The following is an 18,130-nucleotide window of genomic DNA, read 5'->3' as shown; positions in this document are numbered from 1 at the left end:
ATCTTTATGATTAATACGCCCAACCGCTTCGTTTAGTCAGGTTCGGGTTCTTTTGCGTTTCAACGATAGGAGCAGTCCATGGCCACATGTAATCGGTGTAATACCAGTTATACTCTACCATATCGCCCCATCAGGACTTGCCGCCATTCACGTCTTTCCCCTGGAATTTGGTTTCTTTGTAGGTTCCCCAACGTACTTCGTCGAAGAAGTTAATTCCCTCCAGGCAGAATTCCACGCGACGTTCGTAACGTATCCTTTCGAGCATGTCTTCCTTTCCGTTCACTGCGCACGGACCGCTTCCGCCCTCTGTCAGTGCGGGCATGTGGGCACGGGTACGTACTTTATTCACCAAACGGATGGCTTCTCCCAACTGATCGGTCTGCGCCAATGCTTCGGCATACTGCAACAGTACATCGGTATAGCGAATCAACGGCCAGTCGGTATGGCAACGGCTCCGGCTAATCAAACGGCCTTTCTCAAACTCATTGTACTTGCGATAGCAGTAGAAAGCAGAAGTACGTTTATCGAGCCAGAAGTCTCCGCCATTCGTTCCCTGTTCCTTCAACGGCCAACGGAGTTGTTTACCGATCTGGTTGGCATCTCCTGCATAATTAGGCTTGTAGCAGTCCACCGGCACATAAGGAGTGACGACGGTCTGTTGCAGACGCGGGTCACGGTTGTCATACGCCTTTTTGATACGGGCTTCATTACCACTGTTGAGGTAATATTTCTGATAGATATCTTCGCCTACCCGTTTGATAAGGGCATTCTTTTGTGAAGACATGGATTCCAATCCGTCACGGCAGAAAAAGATTTCACGCTGTTGCGGAGTCAGCAAGTCCCAGTCTTGCAGGCCGTCCACTTCCGACCATTTGAAGTCCGATCCGTCGGCGTTCTTATAGTAGTCCACAAAGTCTGCGGAAGGTTTTATTTCCGTCCAGCCATCATACGTATCGCGGGCACCGGTCATTTGCTGAATGTTATCACAATAACCGGTTTCTTCGCTGAACTGGAGCGAGAAGATCATTTCTTTATCTTTTTCGTTTTCATATTTGAAGAAGTCGGCATATTCGCCTGTCCACAAGCCGTAGCCACAGGTTTCCACTTCTTTGAAATCGTTGCCCGCTTCCTTGTATTGCTTCTTCCACATATACACCATGCCACGAAGCGCATAAGCAGCTCCCTTGGAGGGGCGTCCGTAGTTTTCGTTCAGCGTGTTATGGGGGAAATCGGGATTATTGATACAATACGTCAAATCGTCCAGAATCACTTGCCAGACTTCATCTACCGAAGATTGACCACGCGTACAGTCTTCATTATTGATGGGGTCCAGATAAACGGGAACCCCCTGATAAAGCATATTCAGCCGATTGTAGGCCCACGCACGGAGGAAACGGGCTTCGCATTGATAACGCGCCAGTTTACCGGCAGCCATATCCGCTTTATGCAGATTGGCAATCGCATCGTTACACGCATGGATGATGGTGTAACAGAACTTCCATTCATACCACACCTGAAAGTCATTGGCAGGTTTGGTAGCCAGCGAAAGTAGTTCCACCGGATAGTTGTTGGAATAATAATCGGTTGCGAAGCTCATGGCTTCGATTCCCTGACGGTTCAAACCATCGGCACGCCGGAGCTGGGTAGACGAGAGTTGGGTGGCATAGAACGGATAGTAGAGTCCTGCCATTCCCTTGTCGGCAAGCTCCTCCGTAGTCCACATGTTTTCACTTGCGATCTGGTCTTCCGGGGCCACATCGAGAATATCCATGCAAGAAGTAGCAGCCAGAGCCATCGTTAAAATCATTAATATCTTTTTCATATCAGATTCTGTTTTTTAGTTCTACATCATTAAAAGGTAATCTGTCCGCCAAAAGAGATCTGACGCATCAATGGGTAGCCGATTTCAGTTCCTATTTCCGGATCAAGTCCCGGGTAACTTGTAATCGTCAGGATGTTATCCATCGACACGAAAGCACGGAGCTTGCTTACAAAGAACTTACTGGAAATCCGCTGCGGCAACGTATAGCCGATCTGGATATTCTTCAATTTGAAATAGTCGGCCTTATATTCGTTCCAGTCGCTCTGGATTCTGTTATTATAGGTAGTACCGTATGTCAGACGGGGATATTTGCCCGACTGGTTGGTGCGCGGATCGTCCGGGTTGGATGGATCGAAGAAGTAATGGTTATCGGCGATATGCTCGATAATGCCATATCCGTGGCTGACCAGTGTCGAGTTGTAGTAATCCGTATTCCAGTTGAGGTAATGCCCGAAAGCTCCCGACCATAACATGGAGAGATCAATGTTCTTGTAAGAGAAGGCACAGTTGAAACCCAGGTTGAATTTCGGGACACTGGTGTGTCCGGAGAAATCCCGGTCGTTGGTATCACCGTAGTTCATATCACCGTTGCTGTCGGCATAGAGAATGTCACCATACCAAAGCTGGTCTTTGGCAATCGTCTTCATTCCTCCGAATGAATAACCGGAGTCAATCATGGCCTGTACCCATACCATGTCTTCCTTCGTACGTATCATTCCGTCCTTCGGTCCCGCATGGATATCCACCGCACCTCCGGTATAGCCTTCGCCGGAACCTCTGTACACCTTATACATATAGGTTTCCCCCAGTTGTCGACCTTCACAGATATAACCTCCGAAACCGGATTCAGACACATCACTGAAGTTATTGACATAGCTGACTTTGTTTCCCTGCGCATCATACGTCCAGTATTTCTGGAGTTCGCCTTTGAACTTCATTACTTTGTTGGCGTTGAAAGAGAAGTTCATACCTACCCGGTATTCAAAATCTTTTCCGATACGGTCGTTCCAGTTCAGGGTAAATTCAACACCGCGGTTGCGCACTTCACCCAGATTCTCGGGAGCAGAGCCTACGACACCCATCGAAAGATAAAGTTCGGGATGGTAAAGAATGTCCGAAGTATACTTATTATAATAGTCTATCTCACCCGTCAGGCGGTTGTTGAAGAAGCCGAAATCAAGTCCGATGTCGGTGGTGGCGGTACTTTCCCAGTGTAGTTTGTCGTTGCTTAGTTTCTTGCGTACCAGTCCTTTGGTTCCTTCACCATCGATTACGACATTGCCTGTGGCGTAGTTTGCCTGCCAGTCGTAGTTGCCCGTAGAGTTGTTACCTGTCTTTCCCCAGGAAACACGCAGTTTCAGGTTGGAGAGATAGTCCGATGCTCCTTGCATGAACGATTCTTCCGAGATACGCCATCCACCGGAGAACGAAGGGAAATACCCCCAACGCTGGTTCACACCGAAACGGGAGGAGGCATCGGCACGAAGGTTGGCTTCGAAGAGATAACGTCCTTTATATCCGTAGTTGACACGGCCGAAGTAAGAGAGCAGTCCCCACTTGGCAGGTGCCGAGCTGGAAGAGCTGACGAGAGTTTCATAGGTGCTCAATTCGTTCAGTGTCCAGTCAGTAGCTCCTTTACGGGAAACGGCAAAGCTCTTGCTGTAATATTCCTGTGCGGAATATCCGAGCAGTGCGCCCAGATCGTGGTCTTTCTTGATGGTGGTTTGATAGCGTACCAGTATTTCGGCACTCTGACGCCAGGTGCGCGCGCTTGTATTGGTAATGGAAGCGTTCTCCAGTGCGCTTTCGCTGACACGTTGGTCGGTCACGTAGTCCCAATAACCATTCTGGCGGCTATAGGAAGACTTGTCAGTAAATGTCGGTGAATAATTGAATGTACCTTCGATGTTGAGACCTTTATAAGGAGTGATAATTCCGTAGACTGAAGCGTTGAGACGCCATACGGTATTGAAACCGGTAGCTCCCGCCATCTGCCCGAAGATATTATTGGCATTGGAAGATTCTTCACTTGCCAGTGCGGGACGTCCCCAGTAGTTCGGTTCGCCCGGATATACGCCCGGAGTAGTCTGGTAGAGATACTTGAATCCATTGCTGATGTTTGCCATCCCGTAATCTTGCTTTTGTCCGTAAAGGCGGGTACCGACGGTCATCCATTTCACAATCTTGGCTTCCAGATTGGTACGGAAATTGATTTTCTGCGTACTTGAATCGAGGTTCCAGCGGTTCATGACTCCCTGATTGTCGAGATAGCCCAAAGAGAGCATATACTTCACTTTCTCCGAGCTGCCGGAGACAGAGAGGTTGTGTTCCTGCGAATATCCGGTGTCGAATACTTCGTCGAACCAATCTGTGTTCGGATAGGCCACGTAATTGGGCACTCCGTACTCATTCAGTCCGTTCGGATCGGCAGAAGCAGCCCTCCAGCGGTCAATGCTTTCCTGCGAGAAAATACCTTTGGTATTCACATTTTCGCAAGCCTCGTTGACCAGTCCCATATAGCGGGCGTAGTCGCTTACGAAAGAGAGATTGTTGTAAGGCATCTGCACGACTCCCGAATAAGAATAGGAGATTTGCGGTTTACCTTTTCCGCTTTTGGTGGTGATGAGGATCACTCCGTTAGCGGCACGCGTACCGTAAATAGCTGTTGAGGCAGCGTCTTTCAGTACGGAGATACTTTCAATGTCGTTGGGGTTCACGTTGTCCATGCTCCATTCAATACCGTCTACCAGTACCAATGGGGAGTTGGTATTGAACGTACCGTTACCACGCACGCGGATGGTGGCGCCGTCCGATCCGGGTTGTCCCGAAGCCTGCGTCACGTTCATACCGGCAGCGAGTCCCGAAAGAGCGGAAGAAACACTCATGATGGGACGTCCCTCCGTCTGGTCGGCAAAGTTGATGGAAGTCACGGAGCCGGTCAGGTTCACTTTCTTCTGCACACCGTAACCCACTACCACTACTTCATCCAGTATTTTCGTTTCCACCTTCATCTGGACGTCGAGTTTCGTGCGTCCGTTCAAGGGAAGCGTGGTGGTCTGATAACCAATGTAACTGAAAGAAACAGAAGGTTTGGCAGAAGTTGTTTTTAAGGTGTAGTGCCCGTTCAGGTCTGTCAGGACACCGTTCGTTGTACCTACTTCGACGACGGAAACACCCGGCAGGGTTTCTCCATTCTCATCGATCACTACTCCACTTACTGTAGCAGATGTCTGTGCCCACACCACATCTGTCAGTAAAAAGAGCGAAGCCAATAAAAATAATAGATAGTGCTTCTTTTTCATTTTATTAAATTTAATGAAACAATTAGGTTGTTAAATACTCACAATGCAAAGAAATGGGATATTTAACCAACCTAATAATACTGTCTAGGCGATTGATGCCACTAATTAAGAAAATTCAGCGGAGAATGGAAAGGAAAAACAAGCTTTTAAGATTTCGACCAGCTTTTATCAGAAAATGACTAGCTAGTTTTATTCCATATTTAAAAATAGGTTGTATTTTTGCCTGATACCTAATAATTATTCGTCGAATATCTAATAAAAACAGTATGAAAAAACATTTTCTACTTCTTATTTTATCACTTTTATTCCTGCCGATTGCACAAGGCAAAGTAAAACTCACTGCAATGATGGGAGATCACATGGTACTTCAACAGAACAGCTCCGTTAAGTTATGGGGTTGGGCGGACGGCAAAAAAGTAACTGTCACCACTTCGTGGAACAACCGGACTTATCAGGCATCTACGGATAAAGACGGGGCCTGGCTGGTAAAAGTAGACACTCCCGAAGGAGGATATACTCCTTATTCTATTACGATCAGTGACGGCACTCCGGTCACTCTCTCGGATATACTGATAGGGGAGGTGTGGATCTGCTCCGGACAGTCGAACATGGAAATGCGTATGATGGGAAATGCAGCACAACCCATTGACCACTCACTTGAAACGCTGCTGAACTCGGGAAATTATCGCGACCGTATTCGTTTTATTACCGTACCGAGAACCAATGATACAGAACGCCGCACAGATTTCGAGAAAAGAAAATGGGAAGTATCGTCACCCGAAACGAGCATTGATTGCAGTGCCGCCGCCTATTTCTTTGCCCGCCAACTGACTGAAAGTCTCCATCTCCCGGTAGGACTGGTTATCAACAGTTGGGGAGGTTCGGCGATTGAAGCATGGATGGATGAACCGACATTGAAAACCGTGGAAGGTATGAACATTGAAGCTGCCAAAAATCCTAAAAGAGGGGTGCACCAGCGTTTGGAATGTCTGTACAACTCGATGTTATGGCCTGTTAAGAACTTCACGGCAAAGGGTTTCCTCTGGTATCAGGGAGAATCGAATATATCCAACTATCAATTCTATGCTCCGATGATGACTGCTATGGTGCAGCTATGGAGAAATGTATGGGAGGCTCCCGATATGCCTTTCTATTATGTGCAGATCGCTCCTTACAAATATGAAAACAGCAGCAATACGGGGGCTGCTTTATTGCGTGAAGCACAGATGGAAGCACTGAAAACGATTCCTAATTCGGGCATGGTGCCCACTACGGATATTGGTGATGAATTTTGCATCCATCCGCCACAGAAGGATGTAGTGGGACTTCGGTTGGCTACACTTGCATTGACTAAAACATACGGTATCCGCCGGTTACCATCCAACGGTCCGACGATGACCAAAGTGGACTATGCGGACAAAAAGGCCATAGTGACATTCGATAATGCACCTGCGGGGTTGTTCCCTACTTTCTCCGAACTGGAAGGATTTGAGATTGCGGGAGCGGACAAGAAGTTCTATCCGGCGAAAGCAAAGATTGTAGGACGTACCAACACAGTAGAAGTGTGGAGTGAAGAGGTAGCCCAACCGGTTGCCGTGCGCTATGCTTTCCGTAATTATGTGGGAAATATCACGCTGCGGAATACTTTCGGATTGAGTGCTTTCCCGTTCCGCACGGATACGTGGGACGACGTGAAATAAAGGAAATTATGAAACGATCCATCTTATCTATATGTATACTGCTGGCATCGGTTTCTCTGGTCTTCGCCAATATCTACAAGAAATATGACGTTAGATCGGGGTTATCGGGCAACTGTGTCCGGAGCATCCTTCAGGATAGCATCGGATATATGTGGTTTGCAACGCAGGACGGGCTGAATCGTTTCAACGGCATCGAGTTCACCAACTACGGACATTCGTCAGAAAACGGCGGAAACAGCTATATGAATATAGTAACGATCTGCCGCCATCAGGATAACAATCAGATTTGGGTGGCCAGTACGGAGAAGCTGTATTTATTCGATTCGTGGGAAGAGAAGTTCTCCGTATTCGATAAACAGACGGAAGACGGGGCATCAGTCAACAGCGTCTTCGGAATGGCATACGACAATGACGGGCAGTTATGGATCGGAACAACCAACGGGCTGTTTGTCTACAACGAGAAAAAAGGTACGTTGAGGCAATATCTGCATTCTCTTTCCGATCCTCATTCACTGCCGGATAATCACATATGGGTGATTTATAACGACTCGTTCGGGACTATCTGGATAGGTACCCGGAATGGGCTGGCGAAATACAACCAACGTACGGACAACTTCACAGGATATATATCCGAGGGCACTTCTTTCGGACGTCCTGCCTGCAACGAGATTATCTCTTTGATGGAAAGTTCGCAGGGAGTATTATGGGCGGGTACATGGTACGGGGGACTGGCACGTTTCAATAAAGAGACAGGGCAATTCCGCTATTACTTCGGAGAAGGGGACACGCTTACCATTCCACGCATCCGCACCTTGTTTCAACGGACGGCCAACTCTTTCTATCTCAGCTCCGACGACGGACTTTATACTTTCAACACCACGACAGGAGAATGTCTGCCTACCGACGACGGACAAAATAAAGAAAGTATCTATGCCTGTTATCAGGACAGGGAGGGGGGAATCTGGATCGGGACGTATTTCAGTGGGGTGAGTTACCTGTCTCCCAAGCATAAGGATATTGAGTGGTATTATCCCAATGGTACGGAAAATTCTCTTTCGGGAAATGTAATCAGCCAATTCTGCGAAGATCCCGACGGAAACATTTGGATTGCTACCGAAGACGGGGGACTGAATCTCTTTGATCCCCGCACGAAGAAGTTTAAAAACCATCTGTTGAGAAGCAGTAACCCTAATATCGGTTATCACAATATCCATGCACTGTTGTACAATGAAGGAAAATTGTGGATTGGCAGTTTCTCCCGTGGATTATATATCCTGGATATTCAAACGGGAAAAATGAAAAACTATCGCCATAACCGCGCAAACCCACATTCAATTCCTAACGACCATATCTACTCCATCTATCAAACGAAGGATGGCAGCATTTATCTGGGAACGCTCTCCGGATTCTGCCAGTATGACCCGGAAAGTGATTCTTTCCGGACATTGGAACCTTTAAGCCATATCTTTATCTATGACATGGTTGAAGACCCATACGGAGACTTGTGGCTGGCAAGCAAAAGGGACGGTATCTGGCGTTACAACCGCCAAACCGGCAAACTGCACAACTATCGCAACGACCCGGCAAATCCTGATTCTCCTTGCAGCAACTGGGTAATCCGTGTGTATATCGATCATAAACAGCATCTATGGTTCTGTACTGAAGGCGGTGGCATCTGCCGTTATCACTATCAGGAAGACCGTTTTGAAAACTTCTCCACCAAAGAGAATCTGCCGAACAATATCATCTATGGCATACTGGACGATCAATCGGGTAACTATTGGCTTTCTTCCAACAGGGGACTGATCCGGTATGAGCCGCAAAACAAACGGGCACAACTCTATACCATCGAGGATGGATTGCAAAGCAACCAGTTCAATTTCCGTTCTTCCCTGCAAGCCAGTGACGGGAAATTCTATTTCGGTGGGGTGAACGGGTTCAATTGTTTCTATCCGTTCAAATTATCTATTAATAAGGTAAGACCTACAGCGTCTATCTCGGCGGTATATATGCATAGCCCCGACGACAAAGTAAGCCTTAGCAAGCGTATACCTGCTCTTAGCGGACAGGTAACTGTTCCTTATCAGGTGGTGTCGTTCGACATCACGTTCGAAAGTCTTAGTTATGTGGCTCCCAGCAAGAATTTATATGCCTACAAACTGGACGGTATTCACAAAGAATGGATATACACGGATAAACATAACGTATCTTTTCTCAACCTGCCTCCGGGTGAATATACTTTCCGTGTGAAAGCGAGTAACAACGATGAATATTGGAGCAATGACGACTGTTGCCTGCATATTGAAATTCTTCCTCCACCCTGGAAGACGATCTACGCCAAGATTTTCTATTTACTAATTGCATGTGGTCTCGCATATTTCCTGGTACAGCTTTATTTACGTAAGCAGCAGGCTGTGAAAATAAGAAAGATGAAAGAGATGGAACAAATAAAGAATCAGGAGTTGTTCCAGTCGAAAATTACATTCTTCACTCAAGTGGCGCATGAAATCAAGACTCCGGTAAGCCTTATCAAAGCTCCGCTGGAAGCTATTCTGGAAACACATGAATGGAACAGTGAAGTGGAAAGCAACCTGTCTGTGATACGGAAGAACACCAACCGGTTGATGGAGCTTATCAAACAATTGCTCGACTTCCGCAAAGTGGACAAGGAAGGTTATACGCTTTCATTCAATGAAGTGGATATCAACCGGATGATAGAGGACATCATCGACCGTTTCCGTGCCATCTCCCTGACCGGAATATCTTTCAGCGTCTCTCTGCCGAAAGAGCACCTGCAATATAATGTAGACCAAGAGGCGCTGACTAAAATTGTCAGCAACCTGTTGACAAATGCCATGAAATATGCCCGTACCCGCATTATGGTAATTATGGACGAACATCTGTCTTCTAAAGGGCGCACGCTCTCCTTGTGTGTGCGTGACGACGGTCCGGGTATTCCGCAAGAGGAGTGCAGCAAGGTTTTCGAACCGTTTTATCAGGTGGGAAATACAGGAAACAACGGATCGGGAGTGGGAATCGGATTGAGTCTCGTCAAATTGTTGGTGGAGAAGCATAAAGGAAAGGTTTATATCAATCCCGGCTATACGGAAGGATGCGAGGTATGTGTGGAAATTCCGTATTTGGAGAAAAGCATCTCTGTCAGCCCTTCCATCACTTCCATGCCCGACAAGGTTCCCGCTTCGGAGGAAGAGGGCGAACCCGCCGGTTACTCTCTTCTGGTAGTGGAAGACACGACGGATATGCTGAAGTTTCTGGCTAAAAATCTGGGAAATACCTATACCATCCATACAGCCACCAATGGCAAGGAAGCCTTGGAATGTCTGGAGACAACGACAGTAGATCTTATTATCAGCGACATCGTCATGCCCCACATGGACGGATTCGAATTGTTAAAGTCCATCCGTTCCGACAATATGCTTTGTCATATCCCGTTTATTCTGCTTTCGGCACTCGACAGCATCGATTCAAAAATTGCGGGTCTCGACTATGGCGCGGACGCTTATATAGAAAAGCCTTTCTCGCTAAGTCACATGAAAGCCACCATCAATAATCTGCTGGAAAACCGACGTATGCTTTTCAACCACTTTACAACGGTACCGAATATGTCGTACGACCAGACATTAATGAACAAAACAGACGTGAAATGGCTGAACACAATCAATGAAATCATTACCCGCAATTTCACCAATGAAGAATTTACCATTGATAAGATGGCGGAAGAAATGGCTATCAGCCGTTCCAACTTACAGCGCAAATTGAAAGGATTGACCGGAATGCCGCCCAATGACTATATCCGGTTGATACGGCTCAAAACAGCCGGAGAACTTTTGCGGGAAGGGGAATACCGGATTAACGAAGTCTGCTACATCGTAGGATTTAATAATCCTTCATACTTCGCGCGCTGCTTTCAGAAACAGTTCGGGATATTGCCGAAAGATTATGTGAAGAAAGGAAGCTAGCCTTTCATATAAGAAACCGAACAACCAAAGAGGTATTAATGAGCTGACCGCTCTTGACTTTGCTCACAATATTGAGTTTTTCTTCAAATGAATGTCGCATAAAAAACTGCACTCCTAAAGTTTTGTGTCTAACTTTTGGGGTGCAGTTCAATTATCAGGGAAGTACATTTCTCATCGCAGTGAGAATATACCCTTGTCAGAATAGGCTGAAACAGCTCATGAAGCCAATAAAAGGGCGAGCAATAGAATAGGAAGTAAAACTTCTGAATTCTATTAATTCGCCCTCTTATATTAACTCTCTTACGTATTATCTATTAGAAATATATCCCTGTTGAATTATATTTCAATAAGAAGCTGTTGCCGGAATACCTTCCTTTTCCAATAAAGCCACAATACGGTCTAACTCTTCATGTGTAGCCTTTTGCAAATCGTGGTCGGGAGTCTCCCGGTCGATCGTATAAATCATTACTTGACGGGGAGCGATTTCTTTCACTGCTTCTATCCAGGGGAGCACATACTTGTCGGATGTATTATCCATGTCTTTTCCCTGATAACCTCCTTTCAGGAACATCGTCTGTACGATGCAGTTTCCTTTGAACTCTTTCATCTTTTCGATGATCTTCTTAACAGAGTATTTTCCGTTAGGACGGTCCAACAGATGAATGTATTCTTCATCCACCGTATCCAGTTTCAGGATATTATTATCTATCTTGTTCAGTGCTTCGAATACGGCAGGACGGTCGATAAATGTAGAGTTACTCAATACACTTACTTTCGCTTTTGGGAAATACTTATTGCGAAGCGCAAGAGTATCTTCTATGATTTCCGGGAAGTGGGGATGCGCAGTCGGTTCACCGTTTCCGGCAAAGGTCAGTACATCGGGAGCGGGACCGTTTGCCTGCATGTCTTTCAGTTTCTCTTCGAGAGCCGTGCGGACTTCTTCACGGGTAGGAAGAAGCTTCTTCGTACGATGTTCGGCATTGAAACCACACTCACAGTAAATGCAGTCGAACGAACAGACCTTACCGTCATCCGGCAATAAATTGATTCCCAAAGAAACACCCAAACGGCGGGAATGAATAGGGCCGAAGATGGGTGAAGGAAAAATAATAGTCATCTTATTCTACTTATTTATTCATAAATCATAGCAAAGATAACCCAAAACTTACAGGTTATCCTATCTGTACGACTATTTTTTCACTTAATTCTTCCCATGAGTAAAGTGTACATATCACGCACCTCTGCCTGGGGATGTATCGTACTAAGCTTCTCCAATCTGTTGTACAGACTATGCAATTCATCCTTTAAACGCTTCGTTGTACTAGTATGTTTTGCATTTTCCTGTATTATATCCAACCATGCGTCCAGACATATCAACTGGATATCCATTTGTTCATAGCTTACAGTAGCCGACGGATCAAAATCATTAAACAGCCCTTTATACAAATCCCGGAAGAAATCGTCATCACTATATCCTTTTTGATTACTATGTAATGCTTGCAATCTAAGAGCCGATATTGTTTCTATACTTAGTAAGTGCTTGAACATCTTTACCAATTCCGGATATAGAATGTTATTTCTTGCTTCCAGTAAATTCTCTTTTACATACGTACATTCCATCTTTTCTACAGGATGAAATAAATAGTTATCCAGTTCGAGCATTGCTTGATGTTGTGCATCTGCCGGTTGGGAACTTCCCACTGTTTCAGCTATTCCCATCAGGTAACTTCCATATTGACGAATAGCCTTCCTGTATATATCAGTGAGTGAACTTCCTTTGTCCCTTTTTCCTCCTTTATACACAATCTTATCCAATTGATTTAGTATAATCTGCAGATTTGACACCTTTGCTGCATAATCGGATGGAGGAAGAGAATGGGTCCCATCCGGCAGGTTTTTATCTATCCATCGACGGAGTTGCTCCCGTTCATCATAGCAATTCCTACTTCCTTTGAGAGGATTATAACCAAAATAAATAGCCCGGCAAGCATCTTCCCCTACTTTCACAGTCGTTCCGCACGAGTTTTTGGACAGATTTCCGCGTAAACCTAAAAGATGCCCGATTTCCCCTGTTATTTCATTTTGCAACAACTCTTTTTCCACTTCCTTTGCATAACGGTCGGCTATGATACGCGGATCCGAAGCGCCACAACTCAACAAATAGTCATCCAATTTTCCTTTTTGAAATCCATGTCCGATATTCACCCGACATGACAGTATTTCTCCGGTACGAGGATGACAGGTAAAGTCGCTCTTTATCCCCGGCATCATCAAATCATAAGAAACGAAAGCACGCTGTTCGGCCGGAATAATCTTGCTGTCTGCATACTTCACTTGTAAAGCATCCCGGATACCTGCCTTGCGGAATGCAGTATTCCATACCAATATTCCTTCTTTCACAACTTGAAAATATTCCTTCGGAAAAAGCGTATCTACATAAAAAGTAAGCGGTTTCGACATATCCCAACGAAGAATTAATGAATCTTCTACCATACAATAAGGATCTTGGGAATAATCTTTAAAAGTCAATGTCTGATAGGGTATCCTGTGATCTGCCAGGCGGATCTGATCTTTCTTTTGAGGGAGCAAACGTACTACACAAGTAACCTCCAAAGGTATACTGCCTTCAGGCAATATAATGGCAGAACTGGAAAACATATATCTTTCCGCCTCAACCCCGTGATAACGCCTGACCGTAAATGACACCCCTCCTTCAAAAGGATGTATTTTTGTTACCTCTGACAGTTCCGGAACCAACGAACGGATAAAACCATGATTATAGCTGAACCAGTCATTGCCATTTATCAGATATTTTGTTATTCGGATAATGGCTCCTTGTTCTTTCGAATAAGCCACTACCGGATAGCTATCACCGGCAGGTTGTATATTTGACAACGAAAACGACCGCTGATATACACTCTTTTCATCCAGAATACGCTCTGTATAAAACGGCTTTTGGAAACAAATCGTAGCTTTATCAGGAGACATGATGCGTACTACCCCCAAACCGGTAACGGGACGATTCAGTAAATCGAAGCCTCTATCTATCTGTCCGCGAACTTCAATCTCCCGCCCGATATATTCACGGGGTATTTCCAGATAAACCTCCTTCTCCGCTACATATACAGGAAATACACCCTCTATTTTTTTCATTCCGGTGACAAAGAATTCATCAAACGCTTTGACGGAATCTTGTGCCTGGAGCCATGCGGCCATACACAACAATATAATAATCACATATTTTCTTTTATTCATGAGCCTCTTTATTTGCTTTTCATCCTTAAAATATAATGCTATCTACCAGGAACATAGCACGTTTTTTAGCAACCGGTTCTGCTACCCTATTACTATAATCAAGCCCCTCTTTCTTAATTCTATTCAAAGCTTGCATAACAGAAACTAATAATTTCGAGGAGGTTATCTTTTCCGACCGATCCAGTAAATCACAGAGTTTATTTACATAAAGCGTCTGTATCTTATGCTTCGCTTCACTTACAGGAACATTATCAGTCCATTCAACGAATAACCCTTCATGCATACTTTCCAAAAACTCATTTACAGATAACATATCCTCACAAGCATTCTCTGATTCTTCCACCTTCCGAAGAGAACGGATTATTTCCGACATAAGTTCCTCATAAAAACGGTCGAATTCTTGACTGGCATCTATTTCTAATTTATGGGTAAACGATTTATTAAACATCCACGCAGGAGGCTGTAATACATAAGTCTGTATAAAGTTCATCACCTTCTTATTGTAATCAGCCTTTTCCGGTATATAAATATTCTCATCATCGGCTTCCGCAAGACGTTTTCCGCCCAAATGCGACAAAACATGCTGTACCCACTGTTTATAATGATTCAATACCGCTTCATAACGCCCCTGTAATACATATAAAGACGTTTTGTCCGTTACATGCCAGACATCCGGATGTTCACACAAATATTTCAGATTCTCTATTCCTTGTGTATTGACAATAACATGGTCATTACCTAAGTCTTCCGCCTGCGCCCGTACATCTATCCCACCTGAAAAATGCAAGGAAGGATCTTTCTGTTTTTCCTGATTCCAACGCTCTCTGTTCTCTTCTCTTTCAGAAGCATCCTTACCCGGAAATATACGGTATCCCCATTCAATAGCCCACTTATCATATTCGCCGACACGTACCCGCCTGTTTTTCAAATCAACCTTATCTTGAGGACGCAAAGCGTAATTATATCGTACATAGTCCATTATGGAACTTCCTATACTATATCGACTCAAAAAGTCATTATCACGCAACTGGTCTATGGAATAATGGGAACTACCCAGAAAGTTATGTTCCAATCCCAATGTGTGACCCACTTCATGAATGAATACTTGTTTTATCTGTTCCAATTGCAAAGAGTCCGGAAATTCTATGTTCCATGCCTGCGGGTCATTGGCTCCACATTGAGCAAAATACCATTTTTGCTCCAAATTCAACACGCTGCTGAAAATACCGACGTGACAAGCAATAATCTCTCCGGACCGGGATTCACAAGGAGTCGGCCCATAAGCATTATTCTGTCCTGATATCTTCCATGAAATAAACGGATAAGTACTGTCATAAATACTAAAATCCGGATCTTCTTCGGCAGTGGGAGCCAATCGTGCATCAATGGCATTCTTAAATCCGGCTTGCTCGAAAGCAGGACGCCAGTCACGTACTGCCTCAATAATGCAACCAATATACTTTTCCGGCGTGTTGCGATCTATATAAAAGATAATAGGTTGTATCGGCTCCACTAATTCCCCTTTCATGTACTTTTCCTTGTCTTCCGGCTTTATCTCCAAACGCCACCGTTTGATAACAGCTTTCCGGACAGCGGGCTGATCGCCTTGAAAACATTCCTTGCCGATGGAAAAGTAGGCTCCGCTATTTGCAGAAACTGCTTCCAATGGCTTTTTTGATAATAATTTAATGCAAACACCCGTATCCCAATCACCAATATAAGACGGAGAAACAGGTTTGCCGGGCATTCCTATTGACGAACTTCGATAAGCCCGTGATATATGAACCAACAAGCGGTTGTCATATCCCTTGATTTCCTTGATGCAATCTTTCTCTTTTAAACGTGAACCTACCAATAAATCAAAAGATACAATATCGAGCGTAAACAAAGGGAAATCTTTTAATACCTCGCCAATCTCTATCAAACTACTTCCTTGAGTCTTTGCTTTGACCGGCAATCTTTTATAAAGTCTGCTATTCCCACGTTGGGCAGCAATCTTTGCATATATCCCTGCAGGATTTTCAATAATCCTTTCATTCAACGGATCTACTATCCACAATTCATCACCCTGTTTCCTGAAACTGAAGAATACCGGACCTATCATATCACCCGAATATCCGAATTTCTTCTCCATATCCCGATCCGGACGGGCAGGAGCAGTCAAGATAGTAGTTGTTACGGCAAATTCACGTCCAATCAATGAATCCGGAATTTCCCAATATATATGTTTACCACTTCGATAAGTAGTAAACATACCGGGAATAACTTCCACTGGTGCTCCTTCTTTTAGAAAAGTAGCCATATTTGGCTGTTGCCCGTACAAAAAAGTACAGGCAACTGCAAGAAATATTGCACTGATAATTCCTTTTAGCATAAAGAGCGATTTATACTATTCATAATTATAGCTAATATCAACAATCTTCCCAATGAGTTGCTCGGGATCTTCGTAAACACAAATGCTGTTTTCTTCGCGGGATACATCACCTGCCACTGTCAGTTGCAATTCTACAACTACACCTTTATCAGCTGTATTGATGCCTAATCCGAGAGACATGCCGAGTTTCTCCTTATATTCACCAGTCTCCTCATCGTCATCTTCCTCTCTCACACTTTCAAAATCTTTAAATTTCAATGCAACTATCTGTGCTGACGGATCAGTTTCATAAGTATAAAGTTCAATTGCCCTTCCGCGATCAAGATCAATGCGATATAATTTATTACCCGATGTCATAAATATAAGATTTGCCGTATACGCGTAAGAAGCTGCAAATTTTGCTGTTTCTACATTTACTTCGGACGGTAAGGCAATCGTATACTGGGCAGCACAAATCGGATCTTCATCTTGCGCACTGAATTTAAACACAGTCAGCTCTTTTCCGTTCCGAGGAGAAGCAATCGCATAAGCAAAATTTCCCCAATTTCCACCCGTAACAATATCATGTATTTCTAAAGACGGATCAATTACATCCGGATCAAACAAATTAGATTCGTCTGACATTGAATACGTGGATACAGGCTTCTGGTCACTCCATTTAGTACCATAATTACGTATATTTTGAGTAGCCTGATTCATCATATAATCATAATAACCCGGAATAGATGCACTAAGAAAACGATGACTTTCAGAATCAAAAAACAAAAAGCCTCCTCCATACGAACCATAAGCAGAAATAGCAGGAAACTCACTTTCCTTTTTTACCGAGAAAGGTACACAAAATCCATCCATAGGAGCACAATATGCTTTTCCACTATTCACAAACAACTCACCATGAGTACTCATCTTATAGAACTCAATATTCAACGGTTCCCCTTTTCCCGCTGGTTCAAAAAGTATTTTATTCGACGGATATCTCGTTATTAAAGTACTTGGAGTCAACAAGGCCAAGCCCCGATCGGTTACCACCATTAACGCCGGACTTACTTTAAAACCAAAAAAACCCAGCATACTACTTAAAAACGAATCTCCATAATTTTTTCTTGCACTTACCGCCAAAGGTTTTCCTTCTAACGGAAATGACTGATTCAGTTCTGATTTAAAGACATCCGGATAAACATAATATCCTTCCGGAGTACCCTCTATCGCTCCTAATACTCCCTTTCCTTCTTTTTCCTGCAATACAAACCAGCAAGGATTTAAAGGACGAATAATTGCAACTTCACCTATCTGATACCAGGTTGTTCCATTCTTTTTATCCGTAATGACCAACATTAAACCTATATTTTCCGATTCATAAGGCTCGACTGTTACTTTACATTCTTTGCCTACGGAATAATCTTTATAATCACTAAGTCTGTCCGACCCCGCTTTCTTTCCTTCGATTGTTTTCTTCCATTGAAACACAAGGTTTTCCTCATTTTGCTCCAAAGTCTGAGAAATCTCGGGTATAATTGAAATTTCCACTGCTTCCTCTTTAGGCATACGTACCTTCGTTTCAGGTATTACGATAGCCATCGTATTTACATCATGATAATCGTAATCTCCCTTGTCATCGTAACAGCCTGTTTGCAATAAAGCCGATCCGACAAAACTTGCTATATAGATGATATATTTTCTCATAACATTTCTTTTAG

At 44.2% G+C, this 18,130-nt stretch carries 7 protein-coding genes and 1 pseudogene; 2 read left to right on the top strand and 6 right to left on the bottom strand.

What is annotated here, in order from left to right; translation table 11 throughout:
* Positions 1 to 10 precede the first annotated feature (10 nt).
* A pseudogene (locus HMPREF9010_RS21215) lies at positions 11 to 1,822 on the bottom strand (RagB/SusD family nutrient uptake outer membrane protein).
* Positions 1,823 to 1,851: 29 nt separating this feature from the next.
* Positions 1,852 to 5,124 carry a SusC/RagA family TonB-linked outer membrane protein gene (locus tag HMPREF9010_RS21220; protein ID WP_008646939.1) on the bottom strand — a complete coding sequence of 1,091 codons (3,273 nt, stop codon included), beginning with the start codon at positions 5,122 to 5,124 and terminating at the stop codon, positions 1,852 to 1,854.
* Positions 5,125 to 5,390: 266 nt separating this feature from the next.
* On the opposite strand from HMPREF9010_RS21220, the gene HMPREF9010_RS21225 reads away from it, so the two are divergent.
* A complete protein-coding gene (locus tag HMPREF9010_RS21225; RefSeq protein ID WP_008646938.1) occupies positions 5,391 to 6,824 on the top strand; it encodes a sialate O-acetylesterase in 1,434 nt (477 codons plus the stop codon).
* Positions 6,825 to 6,832: 8 nt separating this feature from the next.
* Entirely contained in the window at positions 6,833 to 10,804 is a 3,972-nt protein-coding gene (locus HMPREF9010_RS21230) for a hybrid sensor histidine kinase/response regulator transcription factor (protein WP_032852436.1), read from the top strand.
* A 343-nt stretch (positions 10,805 to 11,147) separates the two neighbouring features.
* Here HMPREF9010_RS21230 and HMPREF9010_RS21235 read toward each other — a convergent pair whose 3' ends face one another.
* The 4 genes from HMPREF9010_RS21235 to HMPREF9010_RS21250 all read right to left on the bottom strand — a co-directional run bounded on the left by HMPREF9010_RS21235 (position 11,148) and on the right by HMPREF9010_RS21250 (position 18,116).
* Entirely contained in the window at positions 11,148 to 11,921 is a 774-nt protein-coding gene (locus HMPREF9010_RS21235) for a radical SAM protein (RefSeq protein WP_008646936.1), read from the bottom strand.
* Positions 11,922 to 12,001: 80 nt separating this feature from the next.
* Positions 12,002 to 14,059: a DUF5117 domain-containing protein gene (locus HMPREF9010_RS21240; RefSeq protein WP_008646935.1), complete on the bottom strand. Its 2,058-nt coding sequence runs from the start codon at positions 14,057 to 14,059 to the stop codon at positions 12,002 to 12,004.
* Between the two features lie 25 nt (positions 14,060 to 14,084).
* Complete coding sequence (locus tag HMPREF9010_RS21245; protein ID WP_008646934.1) at positions 14,085 to 16,433, bottom strand: zinc-dependent metalloprotease; 2,349 nt, start codon at positions 16,431 to 16,433, stop codon at positions 14,085 to 14,087.
* A 15-nt stretch (positions 16,434 to 16,448) separates the two neighbouring features.
* Positions 16,449 to 18,116, bottom strand: coding sequence for a PKD-like family lipoprotein (locus tag HMPREF9010_RS21250; protein ID WP_008646933.1), 1,668 nt, complete (start codon positions 18,114 to 18,116; stop codon positions 16,449 to 16,451).
* Positions 18,117 to 18,130 lie beyond the last annotated feature (14 nt).

It is taken from the genome of Bacteroides sp. 3_1_23 (assembly GCF_000162555.1).
In the GTDB taxonomy this organism is placed as follows: Bacteria; Bacteroidota; Bacteroidia; order Bacteroidales; family Bacteroidaceae; genus Bacteroides; species Bacteroides ovatus.
This window is presented reverse-complemented; position numbering and strand designations above follow the sequence as displayed.

What these genes read in the sequence shown, in the direction of transcription:
- HMPREF9010_RS21220 (WP_008646939.1), bottom strand. Translation starts at nt 5,124, where the DNA reads ATGAAAAAGAAGCACTATCTATTATTTTTATTGGCTTCGCTCTTTTTA.
- HMPREF9010_RS21225 (WP_008646938.1), top strand. Translation starts at nt 5,391, where the DNA reads ATGAAAAAACATTTTCTACTTCTTATTTTATCACTTTTATTCCTGCCG.
- HMPREF9010_RS21230 (WP_032852436.1), top strand. Translation starts at nt 6,833, where the DNA reads ATGAAACGATCCATCTTATCTATATGTATACTGCTGGCATCGGTTTCT.
- HMPREF9010_RS21235 (WP_008646936.1), bottom strand. Translation starts at nt 11,921, where the DNA reads ATGACTATTATTTTTCCTTCACCCATCTTCGGCCCTATTCATTCCCGC.
- HMPREF9010_RS21240 (WP_008646935.1), bottom strand. Translation starts at nt 14,059, where the DNA reads ATGAATAAAAGAAAATATGTGATTATTATATTGTTGTGTATGGCCGCA.
- HMPREF9010_RS21245 (WP_008646934.1), bottom strand. Translation starts at nt 16,433, where the DNA reads ATGCTAAAAGGAATTATCAGTGCAATATTTCTTGCAGTTGCCTGTACT.
- HMPREF9010_RS21250 (WP_008646933.1), bottom strand. Translation starts at nt 18,116, where the DNA reads ATGAGAAAATATATCATCTATATAGCAAGTTTTGTCGGATCGGCTTTA.